The organism is Mucilaginibacter paludis DSM 18603 (assembly GCF_000166195.2).
GTDB classification, from domain to species: Bacteria; Bacteroidota; Bacteroidia; order Sphingobacteriales; family Sphingobacteriaceae; genus Mucilaginibacter; species Mucilaginibacter paludis.
Window position 1 is genome coordinate 7120446 of record NZ_CM001403.1, and the last position, 26699, is coordinate 7147144.

Here is a 26699-nt window from a genome sequence, read left to right on the forward strand (position 1 = left end):
TTTAAAATTTGGGTTTTATTGGATTTGATCGGGTATCGTACATGTTTAGCAAGATAATTTCGGTATCGGTAACCCGGTAGAATAGGATATTATGTTTGATGATCAGAAAGCCACGGATCTTTCTGTCGTAATTTTCAATTGTGCCTATTTCAGGATTGTCGGCTAATAATTCTATAACTTTGTAAGTGCGAATGACGAAGCTTTTGGTGACTTTTTCATTCCATTCGTTTTCAAGATAGTTGATAACGCAGTTGAAGCTATGGTTTGCTCTTTTCGTCCATACTATTATTTTAGCCATTTTTCGTGCTGCTTTTTTACAAGCTCATGGCTCAACAAATGCGCTGTATCAAAACTTTCGTCATAAGCCAATAATAAGTCCTGTTGCTCAGCGTCATTTAGCCTGCTCCAAAGCTCGCCGGATTGATTGGCTACCAGGCGTTGAATGAGCTTATAGTAAGCCTCCAACAATTGCTCATCGTTTATGCCATCAATCAGCTGATGGAAATCATTTTTAATATTCATACCTGTTTGCTTACATACTAAGGTAGTGTTTTTGAACGAATAATTTACAACAGCAGCCTTGTAAAATGATACCCACAGCAGCTAAAGGTCTCGGTAAATTTGATGAGGAAATGTTACCTTGGCTATACAAATCATCCTTATCTATGAAACCTGTTGCTATCCTTATTACGTTATTATTAGCTGCCTGCAACGCTAACCAAAAACCTGTAACCGTTGCTAAAACAATCGCCAGGAAAGAAATTATGTTCCCTTTCGGGGATACAACTTTTCATTGGAAACAGATTGAAAAACAAAATGATACCTTAAAGGAGCGCTTTATGAAGGTAGCCGCCAAGTTGTTGCAAAATGAATATTCGTACTACAACCAAAACGAGCCATCTACACCAAGCTTATCGGATTTTAAACAAGCATTACACGTAGTTGATTTTAATGGCGATGGCCAGGATGACCTGGTATTTGATGGCGATAGCGGTGGCGAACCCAAAGTAATTGCTTTTATATTGAACACAATAGCTGGCTTTAAAATTGTTTTTAAAGACATGCAGTATGTTAAACGGTTTGATTTTGATGATAAGCACCGTATCGAGAGTGTGTATTTGCAAGATCCAGGATGTTGCGACGCTCACATGACATTTAATAAAATTTACCACATTGAATATCGGCTTGCTAAGCCAGTATTTAAGCGGATTTATTTTACAGGGCATCATCAGGATACCTATTTCCCGAAAACTTATTTTAGCGAGCCATTTAGGTTTGAAGTATTAAACAACCATTATAAAATTCGGACGAAGCCGATGATTGACGATACCTGTACTACTTTTATCAGCGGCGATCCTTTAAAAGGAGATGCCATAGGCGAGTTACGTAAAGGTACGCGTGGCCGGGCCATAGCTTCACAAGCCGATAAAACAGGGCGGCTTTGGTGGCTGGTTGAGTTGGATTTAAAAAGTAAAATAAAAACGTCTGTATTTTATGACGATGAGGATATGGGTATTTCAAGTAAGGTTGGCTGGATAAGCAGCCGTTACGCTAAGAAGATCTGATAGATCCCCCTAACATCGTTACCTTATTTTTTGATTATCCGGAAAGGTATTTTATATATTTACCTCGCCAATAACTATACTGCTTTATGAAGAAATCAATAATATCATCGGCGCTGATCATCGCTGTCGCGTTTTCCATCAGTTTCAAAGCATCCGCGCAAGCGAAAACCGAAGTTAAAGAAGTTAATGCCGAACAATGGTTTGCCTCACACCAATATCTCGGCGGGTTAAAGCTGCTGCCTCATCCTTCTACCAACGCCATTGAGTTTGCTAAGCAGTATAAATTAAACAAGGCCGTTTGGGATAAGGCCTTTGCCTACCTTAAAAATACCGATCTGGATAAACTGCCGGTTGGCAAATACCCTATTGATGGCGATAATTGTTTTGCCTCAGTTACCGATAACCCAACCAAACCTTATGAGCAAACGGCTTGGGAGTCACATCGCAAATACATCGATCTGCAATATGTTATCCAGGGTGCCGAAAAGATGGCGGTAATACCCGTAAGCGAAGCCAAAGTGACAGCACCGTACCTCGAAGCGAAAGATGTTGCGCATTATGATGCCGAGGGCAAAGTTTACGAAGCCCGGCCAGGCAGCTTCTTTTTGTTTTTTCCTCCGGATGCCCACCGGCCCAATATCAAAGTGGATGGTATTGAGCATGATAAGAAGATTGTGCTGAAGATTAAAGTGGTTGAGTAGAATATGTGAAGATTTGCTTGTTACTTATAGCCTGAATTTTGTAGATGACTCTTGATTTGTATAGATGCTGTTGAAATCCTGATTGATGGTAATGGTTTTATAAGCATTACCATCTAAACGGCCATTTCATCAATTTAACTTTTTAATAATTGTATCCTTAACCTTTACAGGCATATCGTTTTCGTCGGTTAAAATTTCAACGGTAACCAAAAACTTCTCTCCGGTTGGTAGTTCTTTGCGGTAGTAATCGCCGTCTTCGGTGAATTTTGCATAAAATGGATTGCCCAATTCAAAGGCCCGTTGGCGGCCTAACTCATGCATATTACCCATGTTTTTTAACAGACGGTCTACAATTGACGTTGATTCCATAATAGTTAACTATTGAATAATGTAAAAATAGCTATTTTGTGCTCTACACCCAAGCGGGCTTAAACCTTTTACATCCCTTTTGTTTTGCACAATTGCCATTTTGTTGAAACTGATATTTGCCTTTATGATAACTTTGTGGTGAAATGGCTTATAAGTTTATTGATAATTACAGGGAAAAAGGTGCACGCAAAAGGTTGGTTGAACTGCTCCGGAAAAAAGGGATTGAAGACGAGCATGTTTTAAACGCCATAGGCAAGGTACCGCGTCATTACTTTTTTGACGAAACCTTTTGGAACCAGGCTTATAAAGATATCGCTTTCCCGATAGGCGAAGGGCAAACCATTTCGCAGCCCTATACGGTAGCCTACCAAACCGAACTGCTGCATATCCGCAAGGGCGATAAAGTGCTCGAAATTGGTACCGGTTGCGGTTATCAAACCTGTATATTGCTGGAGCTTGGCGCCGAGGTTTACACTATTGAGCGGCAGGAAAAACTTTACCTGCGTACCATACAGGTGCTGCCGCATATGGGCTATAAGACTAACTTTTTTTGTGGCGATGGCTCAAAGGGAATGGTTAAATACGCTCCTTTCGATAAAATTATTGTAACAGCGGGCGCCCCCTTTGTGCCCGAAGATATGCTGAAGCAGTTAACCATCGGCGGCATCCTGGTGATACCCGTTGGCGATGAGCAAAGCCAGCAAATGGTAACCATCCTGAAGGTTGGCGATCAGGATTATGAAAAAATTGTATTGGATACCTTCCGGTTTGTACCACTGGTAGGCGATAAGGCCTGGTAAGCCCCTGCGGCCCCAGAGCGGAAGTATCTGGGCTGGCTTTCTATCTCTAAGTCGTGGTTGGAGGTAAAGTCAGCACTCCCATGTCGTGTCAATATATGGCTTGTATCAACAACAACTGCCACTAACCCGCAGCCCTGTGTAATTATGTATTCTCATATTATTTAACACTTTTTAACAAATAAATGTTAAATAACCCTTGTGTAAAAATACCAGTCGTTTAAATTTGCCCACCGAAATAAAATATCCTCAGATATATGGAAGAATCAAATAGTAATTACGTTTCATCTGCTGCCGCTCAGGAGCCTACGTCGCAATCGACAGATATCCGCGCGCTCAATGAAATGATACAGCGGGAAAGTGCCTTTATCGATATTCTTAAAATGGAGATGGATAAGGTTATTGTTGGTCAGAAATACATGGTAGAGCGTTTGCTGATTGGCTTACTGGCCGACGGGCACATCCTGCTGGAAGGTGTACCCGGCCTGGCAAAAACCTTGGCCATCAATACCCTGAGTAAATGTATCCAGGCCGATTTTAGCCGTATACAATTCACGCCCGATTTGCTCCCTGCCGATTTACTGGGTACGATGATCTACAACCAGAAAAAGGAGGAATTTATTGTGCGCAAGGGGCCCTTGTTCAGCAACTTTATTTTGGCCGACGAAATTAACCGTGCACCCGCCAAAGTACAGAGCGCACTGCTGGAAGCCATGCAGGAAAGGCAGGTTACCATTGGCGATACCACCTTCCCGCTGCCTACGCCATTTTTGGTACTGGCAACCCAAAACCCCATTGAGCAGGAGGGAACCTACCCGCTGCCCGAAGCACAGGTTGACAGGTTTATGCTGAAAATTGTAATTGGCTATCCCAATAAGGAAGACGAGAAACGCATCATCCGCTCTAACATATCGCCGACAGGCATGTTAAAACCCAACCCGGTAATTAAACCCGAGGATATTCTACGCGCACGTAAAGTGGTAAGAGAGGTATATATGGACGAGAAGATAGAGCAGTATATTATTGATATTGTTTTTGCTACCCGTTTCCCCGATCAGTATAAACTGGCCAACTATAAAAACCTCATTACTTTTGGCGCCTCGCCGCGTGCCAGCATTAACCTGGCGCTGGCCGCAAAAGCCTTCGCGTTTATCAAACGTCGCGGCTATGTAATTCCGGAGGATGTACGTGCCGTGTGTCACGATGTATTGCGCCACCGGATTGGCTTAAGCTACGAAGCCGAAGCCGAAAACATCACATCAGAAGATATTGTAACCGGGATTTTAAACGCTGTGGAAGTACCGTAGGGGAGAGAAGTAAGAAGTGAGAATCAGGAAGCAAGATATGAGATTTGAGAGGCGAGAAACACGAATTGAGCGCCTTGACTAAACTTTCACATACGGTGAGGGCTTCACAAGTATTTTTTTTATACAGATACAATGATTAACAGTCATACAATTCAAATTCTCCCCTACCGGGGGAGATTTAGAGGGGGCTTATGGATACCAAAGAGTTACTCAAAAAAGTACGTAAGATAGAGATCAAAACCCGGGGGCTAAGCAACCACCTTTTCTCGGGCGAATACCACTCAGCCTTTAAGGGGCGCGGTATGGCCTTTAGCGAGGTGCGCGAGTATCAGATTGGCGACGAGATCCGCACCATCGACTGGAACGTGACCGCGCGTTTTAATCATCCTTATGTTAAGGTGTTTGATGAGGAGCGTGAGCTTACGGTAATGATATTGATGGATGTATCCGGATCAGAAAACTTTGGCACCATTAACCAGCAAAAGCAGGATGTGGCTACCGAGCTTTGCGCCGTGCTGGCCTTTTCGGCCATCCAGAACAATGATAAGGTAGGGGTGATCTTTTTTAGCGATAAGATAGAAAAATTTATTCCGCCTAAAAAGGGCAGGAGCCATATCCTGATGATCATCCGCGAGCTGATCAATTTTACTCCCGAAAATAAGGGTACCAACGTAGCCGAAGCCTTGAAATACTTTACCGGGGCCATTAAAAAGAAATGTACCGCCTTTGTAATTTCCGATTTTATCAGCCCAGGTTTTGAAGACCAGCTGAAGATAGCCAATAAAAAGCACGATATTATCGCCCTGCGCTTGTACGACAGGCACGAGGAGGAGTTTCCAAACATGGGCCTTATCCCCGTAAGGGACGAAGAAACCGGCACCATACAATGGGTAAATACGGCGGATAAAGAAGTGCGACTGGCCTTTAAAGCCGATGCGCTGAGAAGAAACGGCGCGCTTAAAGAAGTTTTTAAACGCTCCGGCGTTGATTTTGGCGACATTGGTACACATGAATCATACGTTAAACCTTTAATGACATTATTTAAAAAGCGGGAAAGCAGACGTTGAAGATGAACCAGTATTTTAAATATTTCCTTGTTTTATTAATCTCCCTGGGCAGCTTTTACAAGGCTAAGGCCCAGGCGGTGCAGGTTGATGCCCGGCTGGAAAAGGCTACCATACCCTTGGGCGATCAAACCAAGCTGCACCTTACCATACGTTTCCCGGCGAAGGACAGCGTAACTTTTCCTAAACTGGCAGATAGCATTAAGGCCAAGCTATTGATAGTAAGCGCCAATAAGGCCGATACCAGTTTTGATAAAAGCGATATCAGTATTGAAACCATCGATAAAACTTATACCCTTACCTCGTTCGATACCGGGCAGTATGTGATCCCTCAATACCAGTTTAAAACCAAAGCCGGAGTATTTACCACTAAAGAACTGGTTTTAACCGTTAACCCGGTAGCCGTTGACACCAGCAAAGGCGTATACGATATTAAGCAGCCCTTTACCGTATCCTACTCCTGGATGGAATGGCTGCGCGATAACTGGCCCAAGGTAGCTTTCCCACTACTGGCCATTTTGGTTATTGCCGGTATTATTTATTATCTGCGTAAGCGCCCTAAAAAGGAAGTGGCAGTTAAACCCGCCGAACCGGAGAAACCTGCTCACGTAATAGCCTTAGCTAAATTGCATGCTTTGCGCGATGAGAAGTTATGGCAGCAGGACAGGGTGAAAGAATACCACAGCGAAATTAGCGATGTAATGCGCGATTACCTGGAGAGGCGCTACAACATTAGCGCTAACGAGCAAACCAGCGACGAAATTTTTGCCAGCTTGCGTTATATGGATATTAGCGAGCAGGATAAGAGTATGCTACGCCAGGTATTGATGCTGGCCGACCTGGTGAAATTTGCCAAAGAAAAACCCCTGGCAGCCGAAAACGAATACAGCATTAACAACGCTATTGATTTTGTGACGCATACGCAAAAAGCAATTGTACCACCAACTATAAATAAAGAGGGAGAGGGCGGCAATGAGTTGGTTTAAAGAAATTGAATTTGCCCAGCCTGGCTTTTTTTGGCTGCTTTTAATTGTGCCGTTTATGGTGGCCTGGTATATCTGGAAGCAACAAAAATTGCACGGTACGCTCAGTGTGCCTACCCTCAAGGGTTTTAATATACACCGCAAGGGTTTAATACCACGCCTGCGCCATGCGGGTATTGTATTGCGCTCGCTGGCTATTATAGCTTTAATTGTAGCTTTGGCCAGGCCGCAATCGTCGTTAAGTTGGCAAAATACCACCACCGAAGGGATCGATATCATTATAGCATCGGATATTTCGGGCAGTATGCTGGCTGAGGATTTTAAACCCAATAGGTTGGAGGCCGGCAAAAACATAGCCATCGACTTTATTAAAAACCGGCCCGACGACCGGATAGGCCTGGTGATATTTAGCGGCGAAAGTTTTACCCAATGCCCGCTCACCATTGATCATGATGTGTTGATCAACCTGTATCATGATATTAAAAACGGAATGATAGAGGATGGTACCGCCATTGGTATGGGCTTGGCGACCGCCGTAAACCGGTTAAGGGGCAGCGAGGCCAAAAGTAAGGTAGTGATATTGCTGACGGACGGTGTAAACAACGCGGGCTCTATCCCGCCCATTACCGCTGCCGAAATTGCCAAACAGTTTGGCATCAGGGTGTACACCGTAGGTATAGGTACGCAGGGCTATGCTCCATACCCGGTTCCGTCGCCGTATGGCGGGGTGGTATACCAGCGGATGGAGGTGCAGATTGATGAGCCTACCCTCACTAAAATTGCCGCTATTACCGGTGGCAAGTATTTCCGCGCTACCAATAACGATGCGCTTACCCGTATTTACAAACAAATTGATCAGCTGGAAAAGGCCAAAATTGATGTAACGCAGTACCGCAAAAAAACCGAAATGTTTTTGCCTTTCGCGGTGATTGCCCTGTGCCTTTTGCTGATTGAATTTTTATTGAACAACACTTTATTTAAAGGAGCCATCACATAAATATGTTACGTTTTGCACATACCGAATTTTTATGGGGATTGCTGGCTATCCCACTTTTAATCCTGCTTTTTATCATGGTGAGCAGGTGGAAGCGGAAGGCTTTGGCCGCCTTTGGCGATAAAAATGTAGTGAAGCTGATGATGCCCGAGGTATCACTATCCAAGCCCTGGTTAAAGTTTATCCTGTTTATTATTGCATACGGTTTTTTAATTGTGGCAGCGGCCGATCCGCAGGTGGGCTCAAAAATGGAAGAGGTAAAACGCAAGGGTGCCGACTTGATGATCTTGCTGGATGTATCCAACAGTATGCTCTCGCAGGATCTGTCGCCAAACCGGCTGGAGAATGCTAAACGCGCCATCTCTCAGCTGATAGATAATCTGCACGACGACCGGATAGGTATTATTGTTTTTGCCGGGCAGGCTTACGTTCAATTGCCTATCACTACCGATTATTCGGCTGCCAAATTGTTTTTAAATACCATTAACACCAATATGGTGCCCACGCAAGGCACGGCCATAGGCGCGGCTATAGACCTGGGTATGCAAAGCTTTGATTTTAAAAATGGCATGAGCAAGGCCATGATTGTGATTACCGATGGCGAGAATCATGAAGATGATGCCGTATCTGCCGCCAACCATGCCAGGGATAAAGATGTAACGGTAAATGTGATAGGGGTAGGATCGGAGGAAGGCGCGCCTATTCCCATCATTAAAGATGGCAAGCAAGCCGGTTTCCATACCGATAGCGCCGGTAAAGTAGTAGTGAGCAAGCTGGATGAAAATATGGGTCGCGAAATTGCCGCTGCTGGTAACGGTGTGTATGTACGCGCCACCAACGCCAACAGCGGGCTAAACATTGTGATGGAACAGATGGGCAAAATGCAGCGCAAAATGTACGACAGCAAAACATTTAAAGATTTTGAAGACCGTTTTCAGTTTTTGCTGGCGCTTGCTTTGATATTGCTTGTTTTGGAGTTTTTTATTTCCAACCGCAAAAGTGTAAGGCTGAGCAATCTCAAATTATTTGAAGTGAAGGAGAAGCAGGTATGAAAAGGATCGTCATCTTGATAGTATTTACCTTAGTCACCCAGGCGCTGTTTGCCCAAAAGGAAAAAGGCGATATCCGCAAGGGTAACCAGTTATATCAGCAGCAAAAATACAAGGAGGCCGAAGAAAGTTACCGCAACTCGGTAGCAAAAAAAGACCAGAGTGTTGAAGGGAATTTTAACCTTGGCGATGCGCTGTATAAACAGAAAAACTATAAGGACGCGCAAACACAGTTCAGTAAAATAGCAGCATCGTCAAACGATAAAAATGTGGTTGCTAAGGCTTATCATAACCTGGGCAACTCCCTGCTCGAATCAAAAAAACTGGAAGAGAGTATCGATGCCTACAAAAAATCGCTGATCAATAATCCTAAAGACGACCAAACGCGTTATAACCTGGCCTACGCGCAAAAAATGTTGCAAAAGCAAAAAGATCAGAACAAAAAGAACAAGGATCAGAACAAAAACCAGGATAAAAACAAGGATCAGAACAAGGATCAGCAGAATAAAGATCAAAACAAAAAGGATCAGGATAATAAAGATAAGAACGACCAGGACAAGAAGGATCAAAACAAGGATCAGAAGGACCAGGACAAAAAAGATCAGGATAAAAAAGACCAGCAAGGCGGCCAACCCAAAATGTCTAAAGAGGATGCCGAACGCATGCTGGAAGCATTAAACAATAACGAAAAACAAACACAGGATAAACTGAAAAATAAAAAGCTAAAAGGAGTAAAGGTTAATATTAGTAAAGATTGGTAAATAGACAATAAAAAGCGGGGGTAAGCGCGATTCCCCTCTCGAGAGGGGCGGAGGGGTGTGTTCTACACGAGCGATAAGCAATTGTGCAAAGTTCGTCGCGCGGCCAAACACACCCCCTGCCATTGCGCACAACCCGGCCCGCCCCTCTCAAGAAGGGAGCTGAAAAACAAAAGCGGGGGCCACGTGTGATCCCCCTCTCGAGAGGGGCGGAGGGGTGTGTTCTATGCGAGCGATAAGCAATTGTGCAAAGTTCGTCGTGCGGCCGGCACATCCCCTGCCAATGCGCACAACCCGGCCCGCCCCCTCTCAAGAAGGGAGCTGAAAAACAAAAGCGGGGGCCACGTGCGATTCCCCTCTCGAGAGGGGCGGAGGGGTGTGTTCTATGCGAGCGACGAATATCAAAGTTCTAAGCGCGCAACAAACACACCCCTGCCACAACACAGTCTAAACCGATCTCAAAAGAATAAAATATTGACTTAATCCTGTTATTTTTGAAAATATAAATGACCATCAAACATTACATATTCATCATCTTACTCTTCTGCACCGGCTCTTTACTGGCGCAAGATGTGAGGTTTACGGCTTCGGTTAGCAAGAGCCAGGTTGGTACGGGCGAACAATTTGAAGTCACCTTTTCGTTAAACAGCAACGGCGACAGGTTTAACCCACCCAATTTTAGCGGGTTTGAGGTGTTGAGCGGCCCTAACGAATCTACCAGCATGACATCCATTAACGGCAACATGTCATCCAGTGTATCGGTGAGTTACGTTTTAGTGGCCACCCGCGAGGGTACTTTTACTATTGGCCCGGCAAGCGCTGTGGTTAATGGTAAACAGTTAACCACCAACCCAATCAAAATAAAAGTAGTTAAGGGCCAGCCGGTACAACAAAATAGTGCCCAGGCGCAAGGCGGTCAAGATAACGATATAGCTCCGGCTGCATCCGGCGATTTATCTAAAGATTTATTTATCAAGGCCTCGGTTGATAAAACCAACGTTTACTTAGGCGAACAGATCAACGTAAGCTATAAACTTTATACCCGTGTGGCGCTGGTAGCCAATAACCTGGATAAGGCGCCCGAGCTCAATGGGTTCTGGAGTCAGGATGTGAAGAGCGACCAGCAAAACGTTGCCTGGAAAGAAGAAATATACAAAGGAGCCCGGTATAAAGTGGCCGAAATTAAGCAAACCATCCTTTTCCCGGAGCGTTCGGGCAATTTAACCATCGACCCATTGGCCATGACCTTTGTAGCCCGCCAGGCTATGCCCGCGCGCGACATTATGGAGCAGATGTTCGGCGGCGCTTATAAAGATGTAAAGGTAAAATTGCAGAGCACCCCCGTAACTATCCATGTAAAACCGTTGCCCGAGGCTGGTAAACCAGCCGGGTTTACAGGCGCGGTTGGTAGTTTTACTGTAGATGCCAGTGTAGATAAAAAGGAATTGAAGGCCAATGAGGCGCTTAATTATAAATTGAAGATAACCGGTTCGGGCAATATCAAGCTGCTAAAAGAAGTCAATATCAATCCGCCAACCGATTTCGAAAAGTACGACCCCAAGGTAACCGATACCATTTCAGAAACTACACGGGGCGTTTCGGGCAGCCGCATCCTTACCTATTTGCTTATCCCAAGGCACCAGGGCAATTATACTATTGAGCCTGTGTTGTTCTCTTATTTTAATCCCGCTACAAACCGGTACGTAACTTTAAGTACCAAAGCATTCCCCATCAAAGTTAACAAAGGTATTGATGGCGGTAATGTAACCAGCTTTGCACCCAGCGACAGGCAGGATGTTAAGTTGCTGAATAAAGATATCCGTTACATTAAAACATCCGCGCCCGATTTATACCGCGATGGCGAAATGTTTTACGGCTCCGCCGGATTTTACTTTTTACTGCTGTTAGGTCCGCTTTTATTTTTAGGCGCCTATATTTACCGTAAAAAAGATGAAGAAAATAACGCCGATATCGTCAAAGTAAAAAGCCGTAGGGCTAATAAATTAGCAGCCAGGCATATGGCTAATGCCCAAACACAGCTTGCCGACGGTAATACACAGGCATTTTACGAAGCCGTGTCGCGCGGGATGTACGGCTACCTGAGCGATAAGCTCAATATCCCCGCTGCCAATTTGAACCAGGAGAACATTGCAGCCGAGTTAAAGTCGCGCTCGGTAGACGATGGGCTGGTAAACAAACTGATAAACACCTTAGAACTATGCGAAATGGCACGCTTTGCGCCGGTATCAGGTGTATCGCAACAAGAAGTTTTTGATGGCGCTAAAAGTATGATCAATGATATCGAAACCAAAATATAAAATGATCAAACGTTTAATATACCTGTTCATGTTAATCGCTGCACCCTTAACAGCAAAGGCAGATGATCAGGTTAATTCACTTTTTACAAAAGGTAACGACCAATACGCCAAGGCTAAATACCAGGATGCCGTTAAAACATACCAGGCTATCCTTGATAAAGGGTATCAATCGGCAGTAGTTTATTTTAACATGGGCAATGCCTATTATAAGCTGGGCGAAATCCCGTCGGCGGTGCTTTATTATGAAAAGGCGCATAAGCTGGCTCCTGGCGATGAGGATATTAAGTTTAACATTCAATTAGCCAACGCCAAAACTACCGATAAAATAGAAGCCACCCCCGGCTTTTTTTTAACTAACTGGTGGAACGCCTTTATACTATGCTGCTCGGTAAACTCGCTGGGTATCATTACGGTGCTGCTTATTGGTGCCGGGTTTGGTGTACTGACGTTTTACCTTTTTGCACAATCGGTCGGCCTAAAAAAAGCTTCTTTTTATGGCGCTCTGGCACTAATTTTTTTAGGACTGGTAACTGCATTAATGGGAGCGAGCCAGGTGCATTATTTTGCAGCGCACCATCAGGCCGTTGTGTTCAATAATGCTGTTACGGTTAAAAGCGAACCCGGAGCGGCATCAAAAAACTTATTTGTAATTCACGATGGTACCAAGGTTGATATTTTAGAAGATAACAATGGTTGGATGCGCATCAGGCTCTCAAACGGAAACGAAGGCTGGATGATGGCGACGGATGTTAAACCGATCTGACAACTCCACGTTTACTGCCTGTAATAATTTGAGTATATGCAGCATTTAATTTTACAAGTGTTTTAAATTTGGTTTATTTGCAGTTTATCCAAATTTATACATGCGTTATACAAAGTTGAAACTATTCTGTTTGCTAAGTGCCTCAGGATTATTATGCCTTGGCAGTCAGAAATCCGTCGCTCAATCGACCAAGGATTCTATTAAATATGATCATCTTGATCTGTTTACCCCCATCACCTGGCCCACACCGGGCACCGAGTTGCGGGCCTCGAGCGGGCAGCCGGGCGCGCATTACTGGCAAAACCGGGCAGACTATCAAATTAAGGCGGCTTTAAACGAAACCCCTAAAGATACTACCGTTACCGGCGAGGTAACCATATCGTACACCAATAACAGCCCGGATAAGTTAGATTATTTATGGCTGCAGTTAGATCAAAATATATTTAACCCTTCATCAAGGGGTGCCGCTACTACACCAATATCCGGCGATAGGTTTGATGTAAAAGGCTTTACCCGTGGTGGCTACCATATTGCAACGGTAACGGTTACTTATATGGGTAAAAGCTATACCGTTACACCTGTAATTACCGATGCCCGTATGCAGGTGCGTTTGGCTGCGCCGCTTGGTGCCAAAGGCGATAAGATACAGGTAAAGGTAAATTATGATTTCTCGATACCCTATTATGGAGCCGACCGTATGGGCCGTAAAAAGTTTAAGGATGGTTACGTATACGAGATAGCGCAGTGGTACCCGCGCATGTGCGTTTACGATGATGTTGAAGGATGGAACACTTTACCCTATATGGGTTTAGGCGAGTTTTACTGCGAGTACGGTGATTTTGATTACTACATTACCGCGCCATCTAACATGCTTGTTTTCGGCTCTGGCGATTTGCAGAACCCCGAGCAGGTGCTTACACCAACCCAACTGAGCCGTTTAGCAGAAGCGCGCAAAAGCGATAAAACGGTAATGGTAGTGAAACCGGAAGAGGTTGCCGCGCAGGCCGCAAGGCCCGTACAGGGCACCCGTACCTGGCACTTTAAAATGCTCAATAGCCGCGATGTATCCTGGGCGGCATCCAAGGCCTTTATCTGGGATGCGGCAAAAGTTAATTTCCCTTCGGGCCGTAAAGGGATAGCCATGTCGGCTTACCCGGTTGAAAGCCTGGGTAGTGATGTAAGCGAATCTTGGGGCCGCTCTACCGAGTACCTGAAAAACAGCATGGAGATCTACTCCAAAGCCTACTACGAATATCCATGGAACTCTGCCGTAAGTGTTTCGGGCGTGGCTCTGGGGATGGAGTATCCCGGTATTATTTTCTGCCTCGATAATTTAAAGGGAGGCAACCTTTGGGGAGATATCACCCACGAGATAGGGCATAATTGGTTTCCGATGATTGTCGGCTCGAACGAGCGTAAATATATGTGGCAGGATGAGGGTTTCAACACCTTTATCAACGAATATGCCAGTATACAATTTAACCACGGCGAATATGCCGATACCACTTCGCGCCCGGCACGCTCATTAATGAGGAGCTTGGCATTGAACAAAGATCCGCTGATGACGCCTTCGGAAGCTATGGATCTGCGCGATTATGGTTTATACTACAGCAAAACATCATTAGGCTTAAACATGCTGCGAAACGTAGTACTCGGGCACGATCGCTTTGACTATGCCTTCCATACCTATATTAAAAACTGGGCTTTAAAACATCCTACTCCCTATGATTTTTTCAGGGCGATGAACAGCGCCTCGGGTGAGGATCTGAACTGGTTTTTTAAAGGCTGGTTTTTTACCACCTGGAAACTGGACCAGGCAATAGCCGGTGTCAAATATGCTGAAGCCGGCAATCCGTCAAAAGGCATATTGATAACCCTGGTTAATAAAGAGAAACTGGCTATGCCTGTTGATTTAAAGATAGTGCAAAGTAATGGTAAAACCGAGATGGTGCATCTGCCGGTTGAGATATGGCAGCGAGGGGCCACCTGGACATTTAAATACCCCTCGACCTCGGCTATAGAAACCATAACGCTGGATCCGGATGCACAATTGCCCGATGTTGATTTAAAAAACAACACTTACCAAGGCACTAAATAAGTAGAGCCAACGTTTAAACAGGTACCTGGAGAGCGAAATTCAGGTACCTGTTTGTTTTTGATGCAGCCTGTTCTTTCGAGCTTATTGTAGTTTTAAGAAATTTTATTTCATATAAATAACAGGTTATTGAATTTTTATTCTACCTTTATACTCTATTTGCCGTTTGATGAGTAAAAAAATAATAGTTATCGAAGATAATCACGATATCCTGGATATGATTGCTTACATATTAGAGGATGAAGGTTATCAAGTGATTTCTTCCTTAAATTCTGAGCCGTTAGAGGATGTTGAAAACCATAAGCCCAATTTAATATTACTTGACGATTGGTTGCCAGATAGCTATGGTCATGATCTTTGCAGGGAACTCAAGGCCAGCCCGGCCACTGCTCATATCCCAGTACTGTTGATCTCGTCCGTAAGAAACCTTCAGGAAATCGCTTTGGAGTGTAATGCCGACGGTTTTATCCGTAAACCGTTTGATATCGAATATCTGATCAGTACGGTTAGGCATCATTTAGATGTTAAACCGCTCGAAACCTCCGGGCATTAATACACCCTGATACCTACACTCAGGTTAAACATATTAATCCTGGTATCAGGATAATCATCTTTGCTTAATTTATTCAGGCCCGCCTCGTAACGTAAATCAATGGTAAGGCTCTGTAAGGTTACCCCGCCGCCAAATTGCAAGGCAACAGCCTGGTTATTATATTCAAATTTTGTTACCTTGTTATACGCGCCGCCCAGGCTTTGGTTTTTATCTACCACAAATGATATCACTGGTCCGGCGTTAACATGTACGCCTATGCCTGCAATACCCCAGTTTTTTACCAGCAATAAGGGTACATCAATGCTTGTAAATTTTACGGTATTTTCATCTCCGTTATCATTGGTGAGCTTTACATTTTTGCCGGTTAAATAAATTTCAGGCTCAAACTGTATCATCTTACCCACACGAGCGTAAAAGCCCGCTAAATAACCAGCCTGGTTATCGCTGCTGAGGTTGCCACTGGTTGATAAACTGGTAAGGTTGATCCCTCCTTTAACTCCAAACTCAAATGTGGGTATCAGTTTGGCAACTCCTAATGCGGTTGTGATGCTTTGGGCCCGGCTGATTGACGCCACGGCTATCAAAATTAAGAATAGTAAATTTTTTTTCATGGGATGCTTGCTTTGCTTTTTTAACAACCAAAGTACGTACAAATGATGAAGCGTTGATGAAGTTGGTTTGTTAGTTAATATAATTTTCTTTTATTCGTCGCGATGATTACTGGTGAGCCTTCATCTAAATTTCATAAATTTTATATTATTTTCACCCTCAAATAATACCAGTTGTAATGCGCATCCTTATTAAAGTACCCTTTTTGCTGCTGCCGTTTTTTTTTAGCCTGAATATCAGCGCCCAGCAATTTGGCGGTAACCCGCCGTCTATAAAATGGCGGCAGGTAAATACGCCTGCAGCCAGGGTTATATTTCCGGCCGGGATGGATTCTGCGGGGATCAGGGTGGCGGATATCATCAGCAGCATGAACACCAGGATACAAGCTACCATCGGCGGTAAGCAAAGGCAGATCAGCGTATTGCTGCAAAACCAAACCACACAGTCAAACGGGTACGTGGGCCTGGCTCCCTTTAGAAGCGAGTACTATTTAACCCCCGATCAAAATAGTTTTGAACTGGGCAGCCTGCGCTGGACAGATCAGCTCGCCGTACACGAATTTAGGCACGTACAGCAATACAATAATTTTAACGTTGGCGGCTCCCGTTTTTTGCGATACATTTTTGGCGAAGGCGGCCAGGCTGTAGGTAACGAGTTAACCATTCCCAATTGGTTTTTTGAGGGTGATGCCGTATTTAACGAAACCTATGTTACCGCGCAAGGCAGGGGCAGACTACCTTATTTTTTTAACGGTTACAGGGCGCTATGGGCAGCCGGTAAAAATTATAGCTGGATGAAGCTACGGAATGGGTCGTACAAGGATTACGTGCCCGACTGGTATCCCATGGGATACATGCTGGTATCATACGGCCGGGAAAAATATGGAGACCCTTTCTGGAAAAATGTAACGCACGATGCTGCCGCTTTTGACGGTTTGTTTTACCCTTTTCAAAAAGCCATTAAACAATATTCGGGCGTCGATTTTAAACAATTCCGTTCCGATGCGCTGGGTTATTACAAGCAGCAGTTCAGCCAGCCGGCGATAGCCGACCCGGTTAAAAAAAATCAACATTTTATTGGCGACCAGGAATATCCGGCCTTTGTGGATGATCATACCATCATCTACAATAAAACCACCTACAACCATCCGGCGGTGTTTGTTATCCGTACCGATAACCAGGAGCGGGTGATCAGCAGCCGTAATTTTTCGCTCGATAATTATTTTGATTATCATGATGGTAAAATCATCTATTCATCGTACCGGCCCGATTTACGCTGGAGCTACCGCGATTACCAGGAAATAACCCTGCTGGACGTACAAACCGGCGACGAAACCCGGATCACTAAAAAAACTAAATATTTCTCACCAGCATTAAACGCTGATGGTAAAAAAATAGTGGCCGTGCAGGTTGCTGCCGATGGCAAAAACCAATTGCATATCCTCGGTCTGGATGGTAAGGTACTCCATACAATACCCAACAACGACGGCCTTTTTTTTACCTACCCCAAGTTTTATGGCGATAAGATCATATCGGCGGTACGAAAACCAGACGGGGAAATGTCAATTGCTTTGATAGACCCAGGTACGGGGAATACCGAATATTTACTGGCATTCTCTATCAAGCCAATCGCTTTCCCATCTGTACACAAGGATATGGTTTATTTTTCGGCAGCTACGGGTAAAAACGACGCTCTATTTGCCTTATCCTTAAGTAACAAAAAGCTGTATCGTTTGCAAAGCGATTCTTTATCGGCGTCTATCGGTAATTACCAGTCGGCTATATCGTCCAATAAAATAGCCTGGGTTAGTTTTACAGCTTACGGGTACCAGGTACACCAGGCAGATAGCAGCCAGGTACAATGGCAGCAAATTACAGGCGATGCCATACCCGGCGATTTGCCCACCTTTGGCATAACGGCCTTAAATAAAGGCGAAGCTACCGGTTTGCTTGCGTCGGTAACCGATGCACACCCGGCGGTTACAAAATATAACAAAGCTTTTCATTTAATTAATTTTCATACCCTGCAACCTGATTTTAGCGATCCAAATTACACCATTGCCCTGCAAGGCGAAAATGTGCTGAATACGCTGCAAACACAGCTATCATTCAACTATAACCGCAATGAGGGTTATAAGGAGTTTGGTTTCAGTACGGTATACGGCGCTTTATTTCCATACCTGTCTGCCGGTGTTGATTATATTATAGATAGGGAAGCCTTTGATCGGAACAGCCCTGTTTATTTTAACCAGCTACAGTATCACGCCGGGTTGCAGGTGCCACTTAATTTTACCCGCGGGCGTACATCAACCGGGTTGTCCTTCGGGAGCGATGTAGTTTACAGCCGTAATTTTTTTAGCGCCCCTTATGATAACGCCACCAATAGCCGCGAGTTGGTTTACCTTAATAATTATGTAAGTTTTTCCAGCCGCTCGCGCGTGGCCAAAAAGAATCTTTATCCCCAGTTGGCCCAAACCATCTATTTAAATTATAAAAACGCGGTAAACGGCATCAACGCAACGCAGTTTTTAGCCACAGGCGATTTTTATTTCCCCGGTTTGCTGGCAAACCACAGCCTGGTGATCAGCAGCGCTTATCAGCAAAGGGATAAAGAGAACAACGGAGGTTATTCAAACGATTTCCCTTTTGTGCGTGGCTATCAATCGCGCAACCTGTACCAGTTGAGCAAGCTTTCGGCAAGTTATCATTTTCCGCTTTTTTATCCGGATGCAGGGCTTATTAACGCGGTTTACCTGTCGCGCATAAGGGGAGGGGTGTTTTACGAATATGGCCATGGCAATGATTTTTATACCAATGGCAGCCCCTTTAAAGCTGATTTTAAAAGTACCGGTGGCCAGCTATTTTTTGACGGCCAGTTGTGGAACCAGTTTCCGTACAGCATAGGCATCAGGTACAGCCGTTTGTTAGATCGTGATATTTTTGGCGGCACCGGCTCAAACCGGGTAGAGATTGTACTGCCAATCAGTTTGTTTTGATAGCCTGGTTGGCCAGCTCGATAATTTTTTTTACCCTGTCGGCATCGGTTTGCTGCAGGGTATATTCTTCACCATCTGGTCCAAATAGTATTTTGCTGTTGCGGTATACCATCTTGCTGTTAACTTTGGTTTTAGCCGAGGTATGAAATTCTGCTGCCCCGGTATACTGAACCAGGTGTACAATGTTATACTCGTTAATACCGCTGCCGGGCATAATTTTGATGCGGCCGGCAGCTTGTTGCACCAGCCGGGCAATATTGCTGGCGCCCTCTATCGCGGTACTTTTACCGCCCGATGTTAAAACTCTTTCGCAGCCCATCGTGATCATTTCTTCAAGTGCTTCTGTCTGATCGCGGCACATATCAAAAGCCCGGTGAAACGTAACACCTAAACCTGCCGTTTGCGCCATGCCGGTCAGGATGGAGCATCTGCCCGTATCAATACTGCCGTCGCCATTAAGTATACCTATTACAATGCCATCGCAACCGGCCTCAATACACGTTTTAACATCAAGCTTCATCAGCTCAAATTCCATATCGTTATAAAAAAAATCTCCGGCTCGGGGCCGTATCAATACATAAAGTTGGATGTTTAAGAGTTTACGCGCCAATATGATTTGCCCATAGGAAGGCGTGGTGCCTCCTTCGCGTAAATTTTCGCATAGCTCAACCCGGCTGGCGCCGCCCTGCTGTGCGGCTAATGCAGAAGTTATAGAGTTTGCGCAAACTTCAATAGTGATCATCAGGTAGATAAGTATGAATGATGAAGTTAAATTAATTAACGGTTAATTGTTTTGTTTTTTTAATCAATCCCCATCAGTAAATATAAAATTGAATAAGGTTTTGCCGGTTCATGCGGGCGATGGCTGCAATATCCCCAACAAGATATTAAGCAACAATCATGGTATATGCACCATATATTGCTTCCTTTTTCTAATTTATTAAAAGCTATTTGTATTTTTCGGGCTTAATGTGCTATGGCTGCAACTATTATGCTCGGCTTTAGCTGTTTTTAGGCCTGCCTTTAGTGTTACGGACATTGCTGTACCTTGAGTTAAAAGTTTCCGTATTGCGTTATGGTACGCTATATCAAAACTACTGGCGGAAATTAAGACTGGCCCATTGATTGGGGACGCAGACGATGGGGTATTAGAAAAGCCGGGTTGGGAAGCGGATGATAATGATGCGCCAAGCGCCGGGAGATTAATCAGATTACGGCTGTTGTACATAACAACAAATAAACGGCAATTAGGGCAAAAAAACATGCCAAATTTGGAATGCCTATGTTTTTGTTACACTTGCTGAATGCATACTGTAAGGGATTTTTTTACTTAAAGGCCAGCTTTTGCAGGTACTAATTTTTATTTACTTTTAGTGGAAACTATGGAGATCAAAAATAACAAGAAAACGATCAGAGCCTGGGCTATGTTCGATTGGGCAAACTCGGCCTACAACCTGGTAATTACGTCAACTATCTTCCCTGCCTATTATGTGGCTGTTACCAGCAATGCTGATAACGGCAACCGGGTTAGTTTTTTTGGAAAGAGTTTTGTAAACACTGCCCTGTCTGACTATGCCCTGGCCGTAGCTTATATGATTATGGTGCTGTTATTGCCGGTACTATCGGCCATAGCCGATTACCGGGGTAACAAAAAAATATTTATGATGTTTTTTACCCTGCTCGGCTCGGTAGCCTGCTGCGGACTTTTCTTTTTTACCATTAAAACGCTCGAAGTAAGTATAATCTTGTTTGCCCTGGCTGCTATTGGTTATAGCGGCGGTTTTGTGTTCTATAACTCTTACCTGCCCGAAATTGCTACTTTTGATATGCAGGATAGCGTATCTGCCAAGGGTTTTACGTACGGTTATATCGGCAGTGTTTTATTGCAGTTAATCTGTTTCGCGTTTGTACTATCGCCTAAAACTTTTGGTATTACCGATGCCAGCTTCCCGGCAAGGTTATCGTTTTTATTGGTTGGCCTGTGGTGGATAGGTTTTGCCTCCATACCCTTTACCGTACTGCCCAAAGGGAGCCCCAATGCGCAAACCCATCAGCATAATATTATTAAAGGTGGTTTTGTAGAACTGGCCAACGTATGGAAAAAAGTAAAAAAAATGCCTTTGCTGAAGCGTTTTCTGGCTTCGTTCTTTTTCTACTCCATGGGCGTGCAAACCATTATGCTTGTTGCTACAGGCTTTGCTGCTAAAGAGTTGCACATGCCTACCGCCTCATTGATACAGATCATCCTGATCATTCAACTGGTGGCCATTGCAGGCGCCACGCTGATGTCGAAACTGTCCGACAGGATTGGCAACGTTAAGGTTTTGATCATCACCGTTATCATCTGGATAGGTGTGTGCCTGGCCGCTTATTTTACAACTACCGCAGCCCAGTTTTATATTGTAGCTGTTGTAGTAGGTTTGGTAATGGGCGGTATCCAGTCTATGTCGCGCTCAACATACTCAAAATACCTGCCTGAAAATATCCCGGACACGGCTTCATTTTTTAGTTTTTATGACGTTACCGAGAAACTGGCCATAGTAGGTGGCTTGTTTAGCTTTGGTTTTATCGAGGAGCAAACCAATAGCATGCGTAATTCAACCCTGGTATTGGGCGGTTTTTTTGTTATCGGCTTACTTTTATTACTTTCTTTACTATCGGCTGAGCGAAAGAACCGTAATTTTGCTGACTTTAGCCACGAATAATATTGAGTAGATGAAGATTGAGTTGTTTATACCGTGTTTTATAGATCAGTTGTTTCCGGATACCGCTTTCAATACGGTAAAGGTTTTGGAAAAAGCCGGGTGTACAGTAGAGTATAACCCTAACCAAACCTGCTGCGGGCAACCTGCTTTTAATGCCGGTTTTTGGGATGAGGCTAAAGAAATAGGCGGTAAGTTTTTAAACGATTTTTCGGAAGATAAATACATTGTGTCGCCGTCGGCATCGTGCACGGGCATGGTTATCAATTATTATAACGATTTGTTTACCAATACAGCGGTGCATAACCGGTGCCGCAACATACAATCAAACATCCATGAGCTGTCGGACTTTTTGGTGAATGTGATTAAACGAGATTACTTTGGTGCCGAGCTGGAAGGGCGGGCAGTTTACCATGATAGCTGCGCCGGGCTTCGCGAATGTAAAATTAAGGCAGAGCCAAGGCAATTGCTCTCCAAAGTGCTGGGCCTCGATCTGGTAGAATTGAAGGATAACGAAACCTGCTGCGGCTTCGGTGGCACTTTCTCGGTTAAGTTTGATGCCATATCAAGCGCTATGGCGCAGCAAAAAGTTGAAAATGCGCTGGCTGTTGATGCCGAATACATCATCTCGACCGACGCATCGTGCCTGTTGCAACTACAGGGCTATATCGATAAAAATAACCTGCCTATTAAAACCATCCACCTTGTTGATGTTTTGGCCAGCGGCTGGGGGAATATTTAGGGTGTTAGTTATGGGTTTTAGGTTGGGGCCACCGTTGCGCCTCTAAATGCCTGATGGATGTTTTAAATTCGGGCAAAAAAACTTCTTTTGCGGCAACGCCCGTTTTGATATCGTAACTGTATGGGATTACTTCATCCTCGCTCGTAAATTTTCTGTCTTTATTAGTGTCTTTTACAATTTGCATTAGGATTTTATTTGACGATTTGATGAGTTGCCAGCTTGTTACTTTCAAACTATCAGGCGAAATCTGCTTAAAATAGTAGCCCATTTTGTTGGATGTAAACAAATAAGAGGGATCGCTTTCATCAAGCTTTCCATCATGATTATAATCACATGCCGTAACGGAATAGTAAAGCAGGGTGTCTGCTTTTGAGTTTGCTTTAGTTGTAGTGCTTGTAGTTGAGGCATCGCCATCTGTACCATTTGAAACATCAATCAGCATCTTTCTTTTCTCGTCAAGTAAATGATATTTTCCTGTTGACGTATTATAGAAAATGATGTTCCAGTAATTGGTTTTATAGCTGCGTGAACTCCCGGAGTATTCTGATTCAACCTCATAACCGGTGATATTTAAAATGAGTTTATACATCACATAATCAGATGTATCTATCCGTTCAGGATTACTAAAATCCATTTTGGGATTTTGAGCCTGTGCCGCAGTATCGGGAAGTGTGTTCTCAGAGATAGTATTACCTGTTTTTTTGTTTGAACCACATCCCCATAAGCTCATTGCGATTATAATGATGGCTGTCTTCTGCATGATCTATTTTATATAGATAAATATAGCACATTCATCTATATATTAATAGGCAGTCGCCCGCCGCTACTTATTTTTCCTCGCGCCCAAATAACTTGCGCAAAACCTTCTTCGCGCGCTCTAACGGTACCTTTTGTTTTTTAGAAAGATTTTTACCGGCCCTGTTTTCGTAGAAATTGAGCATCGACATTGCACTTTGGAAGGGCGAGGCTTTTCGCCGGTGACTCTTTTCGGCAGAACGTTTTAAAGACGACGCGATTTTTTCAGGGTCTTTGGATTTAAAAATGTCATTCTTCAGATCGAGCGCATCACTCTCTTCGGTTACCTTCGCCGACCATTTCCTGGTGCCTTTTTGGGTTTTAGCTTTTGCAGCAGCCATACTGGTATTATTAATAGGTATTACTCATTGTCTCTGGAAGGGGCTTTGTCTTTTTCAGAAGCTGTTTCTTTTGCAGGTGCACCCGGTTCGCCGTTTTCGTTATCCGGTGTAACTGTAGCAACACGAACGCCGTCCGGTTTGTCTTGTTTTTCTGGCTGTTTGCCTTTCGCTAATTGATCGTTCTCGCCGGTTTGGTTTTTTAGATTTTCCATAGTTGTAATGTTTTGAAAATAACAACTATGCTGGTTAAGGGTTTTTAATAATTAATAAAATTTCTTTAAGATTAATATGACGATAAAGGAGGGATGGTATTAAATACTACATAAATATTAACATAAATTAACATATATAGCTATCTGCTACTAATTATTTAGTTATATATTAGCTCATCAATCTAAATGCCTAATGAAATTCATAATTCCGGTAATATTTGCCTTGTTATTACTATCACCTGTTTTATACGGCCAAACTGGTATCATTAAAGGATCGGTAGGGGATAGCGCCTCGGTTAACAAGCTGGCAAATGCTACCGTTTGTGTACTACGCGCTAAAGATTCAAGTTTGTATAAGTTTGCCAGGGTAAATGCCGACGGATTATTTGCGGTTAGTGGTTTACATCGTGGTAAATATATCTTGATGGTAACTTATCCTCAGTATGCCGATTATATCGAACGTTTTGCCCTGGATTCGTTAAAGGATCATATCGATTTCGGTAAAATTGATATGAAACTTAAATCGCGGGTTTTGGCCGAAGTGATGATTAAGGCAGCTAAAGATGCCGTTAAAATTAAGGGAGATACTACCGAGTACTACGCTTCGGGCTTTGTAATACAGCCTAACTCAAAAGTAGAAGATTTATTGAAACAGTTGCCAGGCATCCAGATAGATAAGGATGGCAAGATTACCGCCCAGGGTAAAACGGTGAACAAAGTACTGGTTGACGGCGAAGAGTTTTTTGGCGATGACCCAACCCTGGTAACTAAAAACATACGCGGCGACATGGTTGATAAGGTGCAGGTGTATGATAAAAAAAGTGACCAAGCTACTTTTACCGGGATTGACGATGGCGTTAAAAATAAAACCATTAACATCCAACTGAAGGAGGATAAAAAGAACGGGTATTTTGGAAAGGGCGAAGCGGGCGCCGGTGCCGACAAATATTACCAGGGCCAGGCGATGTTTAATACCTTTAAAGCCAAGCAAAAATTATCGGTTTACGGTATCGTTGCCAATACCGGCAAAACCGGGCTGGGGTGGCAGGATAGCGGCAAATACGGATCGGCATCTGATGATATGGAATTTAGCGATGATGGCGGCATTTATTTTACATCGGGTCGGGATGATCTTGAATCGTTTGATGGCAGCTACAATGGCCAGGGTATTCCGCTGGCCCGTACCGGGGGAGTTCATTACGATAACAAATGGAACGCCGACAAACAATCCATCAACAGCAATTACAAATTTGGCTACCTGGAAGTTGATGGCTTAAACAATGCCTTATCGCAAAATACTTTACCCACTGCGGTATTAAGCAATAGCTCCGATCAGAGTTATAAAAAATCTCTTTTCAGGCAAAAGTTGGATGGTACTTATCAGTTCAAAATTGATTCATTATCAAATATTAAAATATCATTGGATGGTACCCTGAAACATTTTGAAACCAATGACGATTATACAGCTACAAGCTATCGCGGATTTGATACCCTGCTCAATAATAGTAAAAGGGCCTTAACCAGCAACGGCAATCAGCAGATTATAAACGGAAGCTTATTTTATAATAAAAGATTTAAAAAAGCCGGGCGTTCGTTTTCGTGGAACATCAGCGAGAGCTATAACGAAAATAAAACAACAGGGAATTTAAATTCAACCATTAACTATTACAATGCCAGGAGCGGCGGTATAGATAGCACCCAAATTATTGATCAGTATAAAACCAATCACATCAAAGAGAATAATTTAAAAAGCAATATCACCTATACCGAGCCCTTTTCGAAGTCGTTCTCGGTAATTTTAAATTATGGTACAGGGTTTAACAATAGCAGCTCCAATCGTCAATCGTTCAACAAATCGGCGTCGGGCCTGTACGATAAACCTGATGCCGGGCTTAGCAATAACTACCAGTTTAACCAGCTATCCAACCAGTTAGGTGCAGTATTTAATTATAAAAAGAGCAAAAGCATTTTTAATTTCGGTACAAAAGCTACAGCGGTAACCTTCAATCAAATTAACGAGTACACCGGCAGCACATTTAAACGGAGTTTTATTAATTGGAGCCCGCAGGCCAGTTATCAATACAAGTTTTCGCAGCAACAGGCCCTCTCGCTTCGTTATAATGGTAGCGCAACGCAGCCCACTATCGATCAGATACAACCTGTTGTTGTTAATACCGATCCATTAAATATCAATTTAGGAAACCCCGACCTGAGCCCTTCGTTTAATAACAGCTTCAGCCTTAACTATAATTCGTATAAGGTATTAAAGGGGCAGTCGGTATATTTAGGCGGTTACTTCTCTTTTACTTCAAACCCAATAGTGAGTAATTCGGTAACGGATACAACAGGCAAAACAATTTACCGGGCCGCCAACATCAACAAAAAACCGGTGTCGTTCAGCCTATATGCCGATTTTAGTCAAAGTATCAAAAAAATTGATTTGAATGTGGGTCTCCGCATCAATGCATCAGGCAATACCTCTTACAATTATTCAAATAACGTGCTTAATACCACACAGTCGTATAATTACTCGGGGCAAATTGTCCTTTCAAAATACAAAGAGAAAAAATACGATATGTATATCGTATTCGGGCCAAATTATACCTATACAAAATCATCGCTACAGGCGGGAGTCAATAACAACGGCCTGGGATTTAACGGCGATAGTGGTTTTAATTTTTATCTGCCTTGGAAAATTGAAATAGGTACAGATGGCAATTATCAGTATACGCCTAAAACGCAATCGTTTAACGAGGGCCTTTCAAAGTTGATCCTGAATGCGGCGGTAGCAAAAAAGCTGCTTAAACAAGATAATTTGAAGCTAAGCCTTTCTGTTAAAGATTTGTTGAACCAAAACATCGGGTTTAACCGCTACGTATCTGATAACACCATTGGCCAAAACAGTTACAACAGCATCCGGAGGTATTTTTTATTTTCCATCACTTATGATTTTAGCCACATGGGGGGCAGTATAGCAAAAAAATAAC

The 26699-nt window shown here is 43.6% G+C and carries 25 protein-coding genes; 17 read left to right on the plus strand and 8 right to left on the minus strand.

Going from position 1 to position 26699, the window contains the following annotated elements:
- Position 1: 1 nt before the first annotated feature.
- Together MUCPA_RS30245 and MUCPA_RS30250 are read right to left on the minus strand one after the other, a co-directional pair.
- Positions 2 to 298: a type II toxin-antitoxin system RelE/ParE family toxin gene (locus tag MUCPA_RS30245; RefSeq protein ID WP_008511694.1), complete on the minus strand. Its 297-nt coding sequence runs from the start codon at positions 296 to 298 to the stop codon at positions 2 to 4.
- A complete protein-coding gene (locus MUCPA_RS30250; RefSeq protein ID WP_008511696.1) occupies positions 286 to 522 on the minus strand; it encodes a hypothetical protein in 237 nt (78 codons plus the stop codon). Before MUCPA_RS30250 ends, MUCPA_RS30245 begins: the two co-directional genes overlap by 13 nt.
- 65 nt (positions 523 to 587) lie before the next feature.
- On the opposite strand from MUCPA_RS30250, the gene MUCPA_RS30255 reads away from it, so the two are divergent.
- Both MUCPA_RS30255 and MUCPA_RS30260 read left to right on the plus strand, forming a co-directional pair.
- Positions 588 to 1565: a hypothetical protein gene (locus tag MUCPA_RS30255; protein ID WP_008511697.1), complete on the plus strand. Its 978-nt coding sequence runs from the start codon at positions 588 to 590 to the stop codon at positions 1563 to 1565.
- 86 nt (positions 1566 to 1651) lie between these two features.
- Complete coding sequence (locus tag MUCPA_RS30260; protein ID WP_008511699.1) at positions 1652 to 2266, plus strand: YhcH/YjgK/YiaL family protein; 615 nt, start codon at positions 1652 to 1654, stop codon at positions 2264 to 2266.
- A 129-nt stretch (positions 2267 to 2395) separates the two neighbouring features.
- On the opposite strand, the gene MUCPA_RS30265 is transcribed toward MUCPA_RS30260, so the two are convergent.
- Positions 2396 to 2635: a hypothetical protein gene (locus MUCPA_RS30265; RefSeq protein WP_008511701.1), complete on the minus strand. Its 240-nt coding sequence runs from the start codon at positions 2633 to 2635 to the stop codon at positions 2396 to 2398.
- Positions 2636 to 2778: 143 nt separating this feature from the next.
- On the opposite strand from MUCPA_RS30265, the gene MUCPA_RS30270 reads away from it, so the two are divergent.
- The 11 genes from MUCPA_RS30270 (at position 2779) to MUCPA_RS30320 (ending at position 15316) form a co-directional block, all read left to right on the plus strand.
- Positions 2779 to 3435, plus strand: a complete 657-nt coding sequence (locus MUCPA_RS30270) for a protein-L-isoaspartate(D-aspartate) O-methyltransferase (protein WP_008511704.1) — start codon at positions 2779 to 2781, stop codon at positions 3433 to 3435.
- A 254-nt stretch (positions 3436 to 3689) separates the two neighbouring features.
- A complete protein-coding gene (locus MUCPA_RS30275; RefSeq protein WP_008511706.1) occupies positions 3690 to 4739 on the plus strand; it encodes an AAA family ATPase in 1050 nt (349 codons plus the stop codon).
- A 191-nt stretch (positions 4740 to 4930) separates the two neighbouring features.
- Entirely contained in the window at positions 4931 to 5806 is an 876-nt protein-coding gene (locus tag MUCPA_RS30280; RefSeq protein ID WP_008511707.1) for a DUF58 domain-containing protein, read from the plus strand.
- A 2-nt stretch (positions 5807 to 5808) separates the two neighbouring features.
- Positions 5809 to 6789, plus strand: coding sequence for a hypothetical protein (locus MUCPA_RS30285; RefSeq protein WP_008511708.1), 981 nt, complete (start codon positions 5809 to 5811; stop codon positions 6787 to 6789).
- Entirely contained in the window at positions 6776 to 7783 is a 1008-nt protein-coding gene (locus MUCPA_RS30290; RefSeq protein WP_008511709.1) for a vWA domain-containing protein, read from the plus strand. The genes MUCPA_RS30285 and MUCPA_RS30290 overlap by 14 nt, the downstream gene beginning before the upstream one ends.
- Positions 7784 to 7785: 2 nt before the next feature.
- On the plus strand, positions 7786 to 8832 hold the full coding sequence (locus tag MUCPA_RS30295) for a VWA domain-containing protein (protein WP_008511710.1): 1047 nt from the start codon (positions 7786 to 7788) through the stop codon (positions 8830 to 8832).
- Positions 8829 to 9590, plus strand: a complete 762-nt coding sequence (locus MUCPA_RS30300) for a tetratricopeptide repeat protein (RefSeq protein WP_008511711.1) — start codon at positions 8829 to 8831, stop codon at positions 9588 to 9590. The genes MUCPA_RS30295 and MUCPA_RS30300 overlap by 4 nt, the downstream gene beginning before the upstream one ends.
- 503 nt (positions 9591 to 10093) lie before the next feature.
- Positions 10094 to 11905: a BatD family protein gene (locus MUCPA_RS30305; RefSeq protein ID WP_008511712.1), complete on the plus strand. Its 1812-nt coding sequence runs from the start codon at positions 10094 to 10096 to the stop codon at positions 11903 to 11905.
- Between the two features lies 1 nt (position 11906).
- Complete coding sequence (locus MUCPA_RS30310; protein ID WP_040628395.1) at positions 11907 to 12668, plus strand: tetratricopeptide repeat protein; 762 nt, start codon at positions 11907 to 11909, stop codon at positions 12666 to 12668.
- 100 nt (positions 12669 to 12768) lie between these two features.
- A complete protein-coding gene (locus MUCPA_RS39075) occupies positions 12769 to 14766 on the plus strand; it encodes a M1 family metallopeptidase (protein WP_008511714.1) in 1998 nt (665 codons plus the stop codon).
- Positions 14767 to 14932: 166 nt separating this feature from the next.
- Positions 14933 to 15316, plus strand: a complete 384-nt coding sequence (locus tag MUCPA_RS30320; RefSeq protein WP_008511715.1) for a response regulator — start codon at positions 14933 to 14935, stop codon at positions 15314 to 15316.
- Here the strand turns inward: MUCPA_RS30320 and MUCPA_RS30325 are convergent.
- Complete coding sequence (locus MUCPA_RS30325) at positions 15313 to 15927, minus strand: porin family protein (protein WP_008511716.1); 615 nt, start codon at positions 15925 to 15927, stop codon at positions 15313 to 15315. The genes MUCPA_RS30320 and MUCPA_RS30325 overlap by 4 nt on opposite strands.
- A gap of 176 nt (positions 15928 to 16103) precedes the next feature.
- On the opposite strand from MUCPA_RS30325, the gene MUCPA_RS30330 reads away from it, so the two are divergent.
- On the plus strand, positions 16104 to 18920 hold the full coding sequence (locus tag MUCPA_RS30330; protein ID WP_008511717.1) for a TolB-like translocation protein: 2817 nt from the start codon (positions 16104 to 16106) through the stop codon (positions 18918 to 18920).
- Here MUCPA_RS30330 and MUCPA_RS30335 read toward each other — a convergent pair.
- Positions 18907 to 19662: a copper homeostasis protein CutC gene (locus MUCPA_RS30335; protein WP_008511718.1), complete on the minus strand. Its 756-nt coding sequence runs from the start codon at positions 19660 to 19662 to the stop codon at positions 18907 to 18909. The two genes, MUCPA_RS30330 and MUCPA_RS30335, sit on opposite strands and share 14 nt — an antisense overlap.
- A 640-nt stretch (positions 19663 to 20302) precedes the next feature.
- On the opposite strand from MUCPA_RS30335, the gene MUCPA_RS30340 reads away from it, so the two are divergent.
- Together MUCPA_RS30340 and MUCPA_RS30345 are read left to right on the plus strand one after the other, a co-directional pair.
- Entirely contained in the window at positions 20303 to 21625 is a 1323-nt protein-coding gene (locus MUCPA_RS30340; protein WP_008511719.1) for an MFS transporter, read from the plus strand.
- A gap of 10 nt (positions 21626 to 21635) precedes the next feature.
- Positions 21636 to 22364, plus strand: coding sequence for a (Fe-S)-binding protein (locus MUCPA_RS30345; protein WP_008511722.1), 729 nt, complete (start codon positions 21636 to 21638; stop codon positions 22362 to 22364).
- 4 nt (positions 22365 to 22368) lie between these two features.
- Here MUCPA_RS30345 and MUCPA_RS30350 read toward each other — a convergent pair whose 3' ends face one another.
- The 3 genes from MUCPA_RS30350 to MUCPA_RS30360 form a co-directional block, all read right to left on the minus strand.
- The gene (locus MUCPA_RS30350; RefSeq protein ID WP_008511725.1) at positions 22369 to 23124 is read right to left on the minus strand and encodes a hypothetical protein; all 756 of its coding nucleotides are present in this window, start codon (positions 23122 to 23124) and stop codon (positions 22369 to 22371) included.
- Positions 23125 to 23191: 67 nt separating this feature from the next.
- Entirely contained in the window at positions 23192 to 23500 is a 309-nt protein-coding gene (locus tag MUCPA_RS30355) for a DUF3175 domain-containing protein (protein WP_008511727.1), read from the minus strand.
- A gap of 20 nt (positions 23501 to 23520) precedes the next feature.
- On the minus strand, positions 23521 to 23712 hold the full coding sequence (locus MUCPA_RS30360) for a hypothetical protein (protein ID WP_008511729.1): 192 nt from the start codon (positions 23710 to 23712) through the stop codon (positions 23521 to 23523).
- Positions 23713 to 23905: 193 nt separating this feature from the next.
- Here MUCPA_RS30360 and MUCPA_RS30365 point away from each other — a divergent pair, with 193 nt between their 5' ends.
- Positions 23906 to 26698 carry an outer membrane beta-barrel family protein gene (locus tag MUCPA_RS30365; protein ID WP_008511730.1) on the plus strand — a complete coding sequence of 931 codons (2793 nt, stop codon included), beginning with the start codon at positions 23906 to 23908 and terminating at the stop codon, positions 26696 to 26698.
- Position 26699: the final 1 nt, after the last annotated feature.

Bases quoted from the DNA above. Each gene is read 5' to 3' on its own strand.
- MUCPA_RS30340 (WP_008511719.1), top strand. From the start codon at position 20,303: ATGGAGATCAAAAATAACAAGAAAACGATCAGAGCCTGGGCTATGTTC.
- MUCPA_RS30335 (WP_008511718.1), bottom strand. From the start codon at position 19,662: ATGATCACTATTGAAGTTTGCGCAAACTCTATAACTTCTGCATTAGCC.
- MUCPA_RS30310 (WP_040628395.1), top strand. From the start codon at position 11,907: ATGATCAAACGTTTAATATACCTGTTCATGTTAATCGCTGCACCCTTA.
- MUCPA_RS30305 (WP_008511712.1), top strand. From the start codon at position 10,094: ATGACCATCAAACATTACATATTCATCATCTTACTCTTCTGCACCGGC.
- MUCPA_RS30255 (WP_008511697.1), top strand. From the start codon at position 588: ATGATACCCACAGCAGCTAAAGGTCTCGGTAAATTTGATGAGGAAATG.
- MUCPA_RS39075 (WP_008511714.1), top strand. From the start codon at position 12,769: ATGCGTTATACAAAGTTGAAACTATTCTGTTTGCTAAGTGCCTCAGGA.
- MUCPA_RS30270 (WP_008511704.1), top strand. From the start codon at position 2,779: ATGGCTTATAAGTTTATTGATAATTACAGGGAAAAAGGTGCACGCAAA.
- MUCPA_RS30295 (WP_008511710.1), top strand. From the start codon at position 7,786: ATGTTACGTTTTGCACATACCGAATTTTTATGGGGATTGCTGGCTATC.
- MUCPA_RS30330 (WP_008511717.1), top strand. From the start codon at position 16,104: ATGCGCATCCTTATTAAAGTACCCTTTTTGCTGCTGCCGTTTTTTTTT.
- MUCPA_RS30275 (WP_008511706.1), top strand. From the start codon at position 3,690: ATGGAAGAATCAAATAGTAATTACGTTTCATCTGCTGCCGCTCAGGAG.
- MUCPA_RS30260 (WP_008511699.1), top strand. From the start codon at position 1,652: ATGAAGAAATCAATAATATCATCGGCGCTGATCATCGCTGTCGCGTTT.
- MUCPA_RS30250 (WP_008511696.1), bottom strand. From the start codon at position 522: ATGAATATTAAAAATGATTTCCATCAGCTGATTGATGGCATAAACGAT.
- MUCPA_RS30300 (WP_008511711.1), top strand. From the start codon at position 8,829: ATGAAAAGGATCGTCATCTTGATAGTATTTACCTTAGTCACCCAGGCG.
- MUCPA_RS30350 (WP_008511725.1), bottom strand. From the start codon at position 23,124: ATGCAGAAGACAGCCATCATTATAATCGCAATGAGCTTATGGGGATGT.
- MUCPA_RS30365 (WP_008511730.1), top strand. From the start codon at position 23,906: ATGAAATTCATAATTCCGGTAATATTTGCCTTGTTATTACTATCACCT.
- MUCPA_RS30280 (WP_008511707.1), top strand. From the start codon at position 4,931: ATGGATACCAAAGAGTTACTCAAAAAAGTACGTAAGATAGAGATCAAA.
- MUCPA_RS30360 (WP_008511729.1), bottom strand. From the start codon at position 23,712: ATGGAAAATCTAAAAAACCAAACCGGCGAGAACGATCAATTAGCGAAA.
- MUCPA_RS30355 (WP_008511727.1), bottom strand. From the start codon at position 23,500: ATGGCTGCTGCAAAAGCTAAAACCCAAAAAGGCACCAGGAAATGGTCG.
- MUCPA_RS30345 (WP_008511722.1), top strand. From the start codon at position 21,636: ATGAAGATTGAGTTGTTTATACCGTGTTTTATAGATCAGTTGTTTCCG.
- MUCPA_RS30245 (WP_008511694.1), bottom strand. From the start codon at position 298: ATGGCTAAAATAATAGTATGGACGAAAAGAGCAAACCATAGCTTCAAC.
- MUCPA_RS30285 (WP_008511708.1), top strand. From the start codon at position 5,809: ATGAACCAGTATTTTAAATATTTCCTTGTTTTATTAATCTCCCTGGGC.
- MUCPA_RS30320 (WP_008511715.1), top strand. From the start codon at position 14,933: ATGAGTAAAAAAATAATAGTTATCGAAGATAATCACGATATCCTGGAT.
- MUCPA_RS30290 (WP_008511709.1), top strand. From the start codon at position 6,776: ATGAGTTGGTTTAAAGAAATTGAATTTGCCCAGCCTGGCTTTTTTTGG.
- MUCPA_RS30265 (WP_008511701.1), bottom strand. From the start codon at position 2,635: ATGGAATCAACGTCAATTGTAGACCGTCTGTTAAAAAACATGGGTAAT.
- MUCPA_RS30325 (WP_008511716.1), bottom strand. From the start codon at position 15,927: ATGAAAAAAAATTTACTATTCTTAATTTTGATAGCCGTGGCGTCAATC.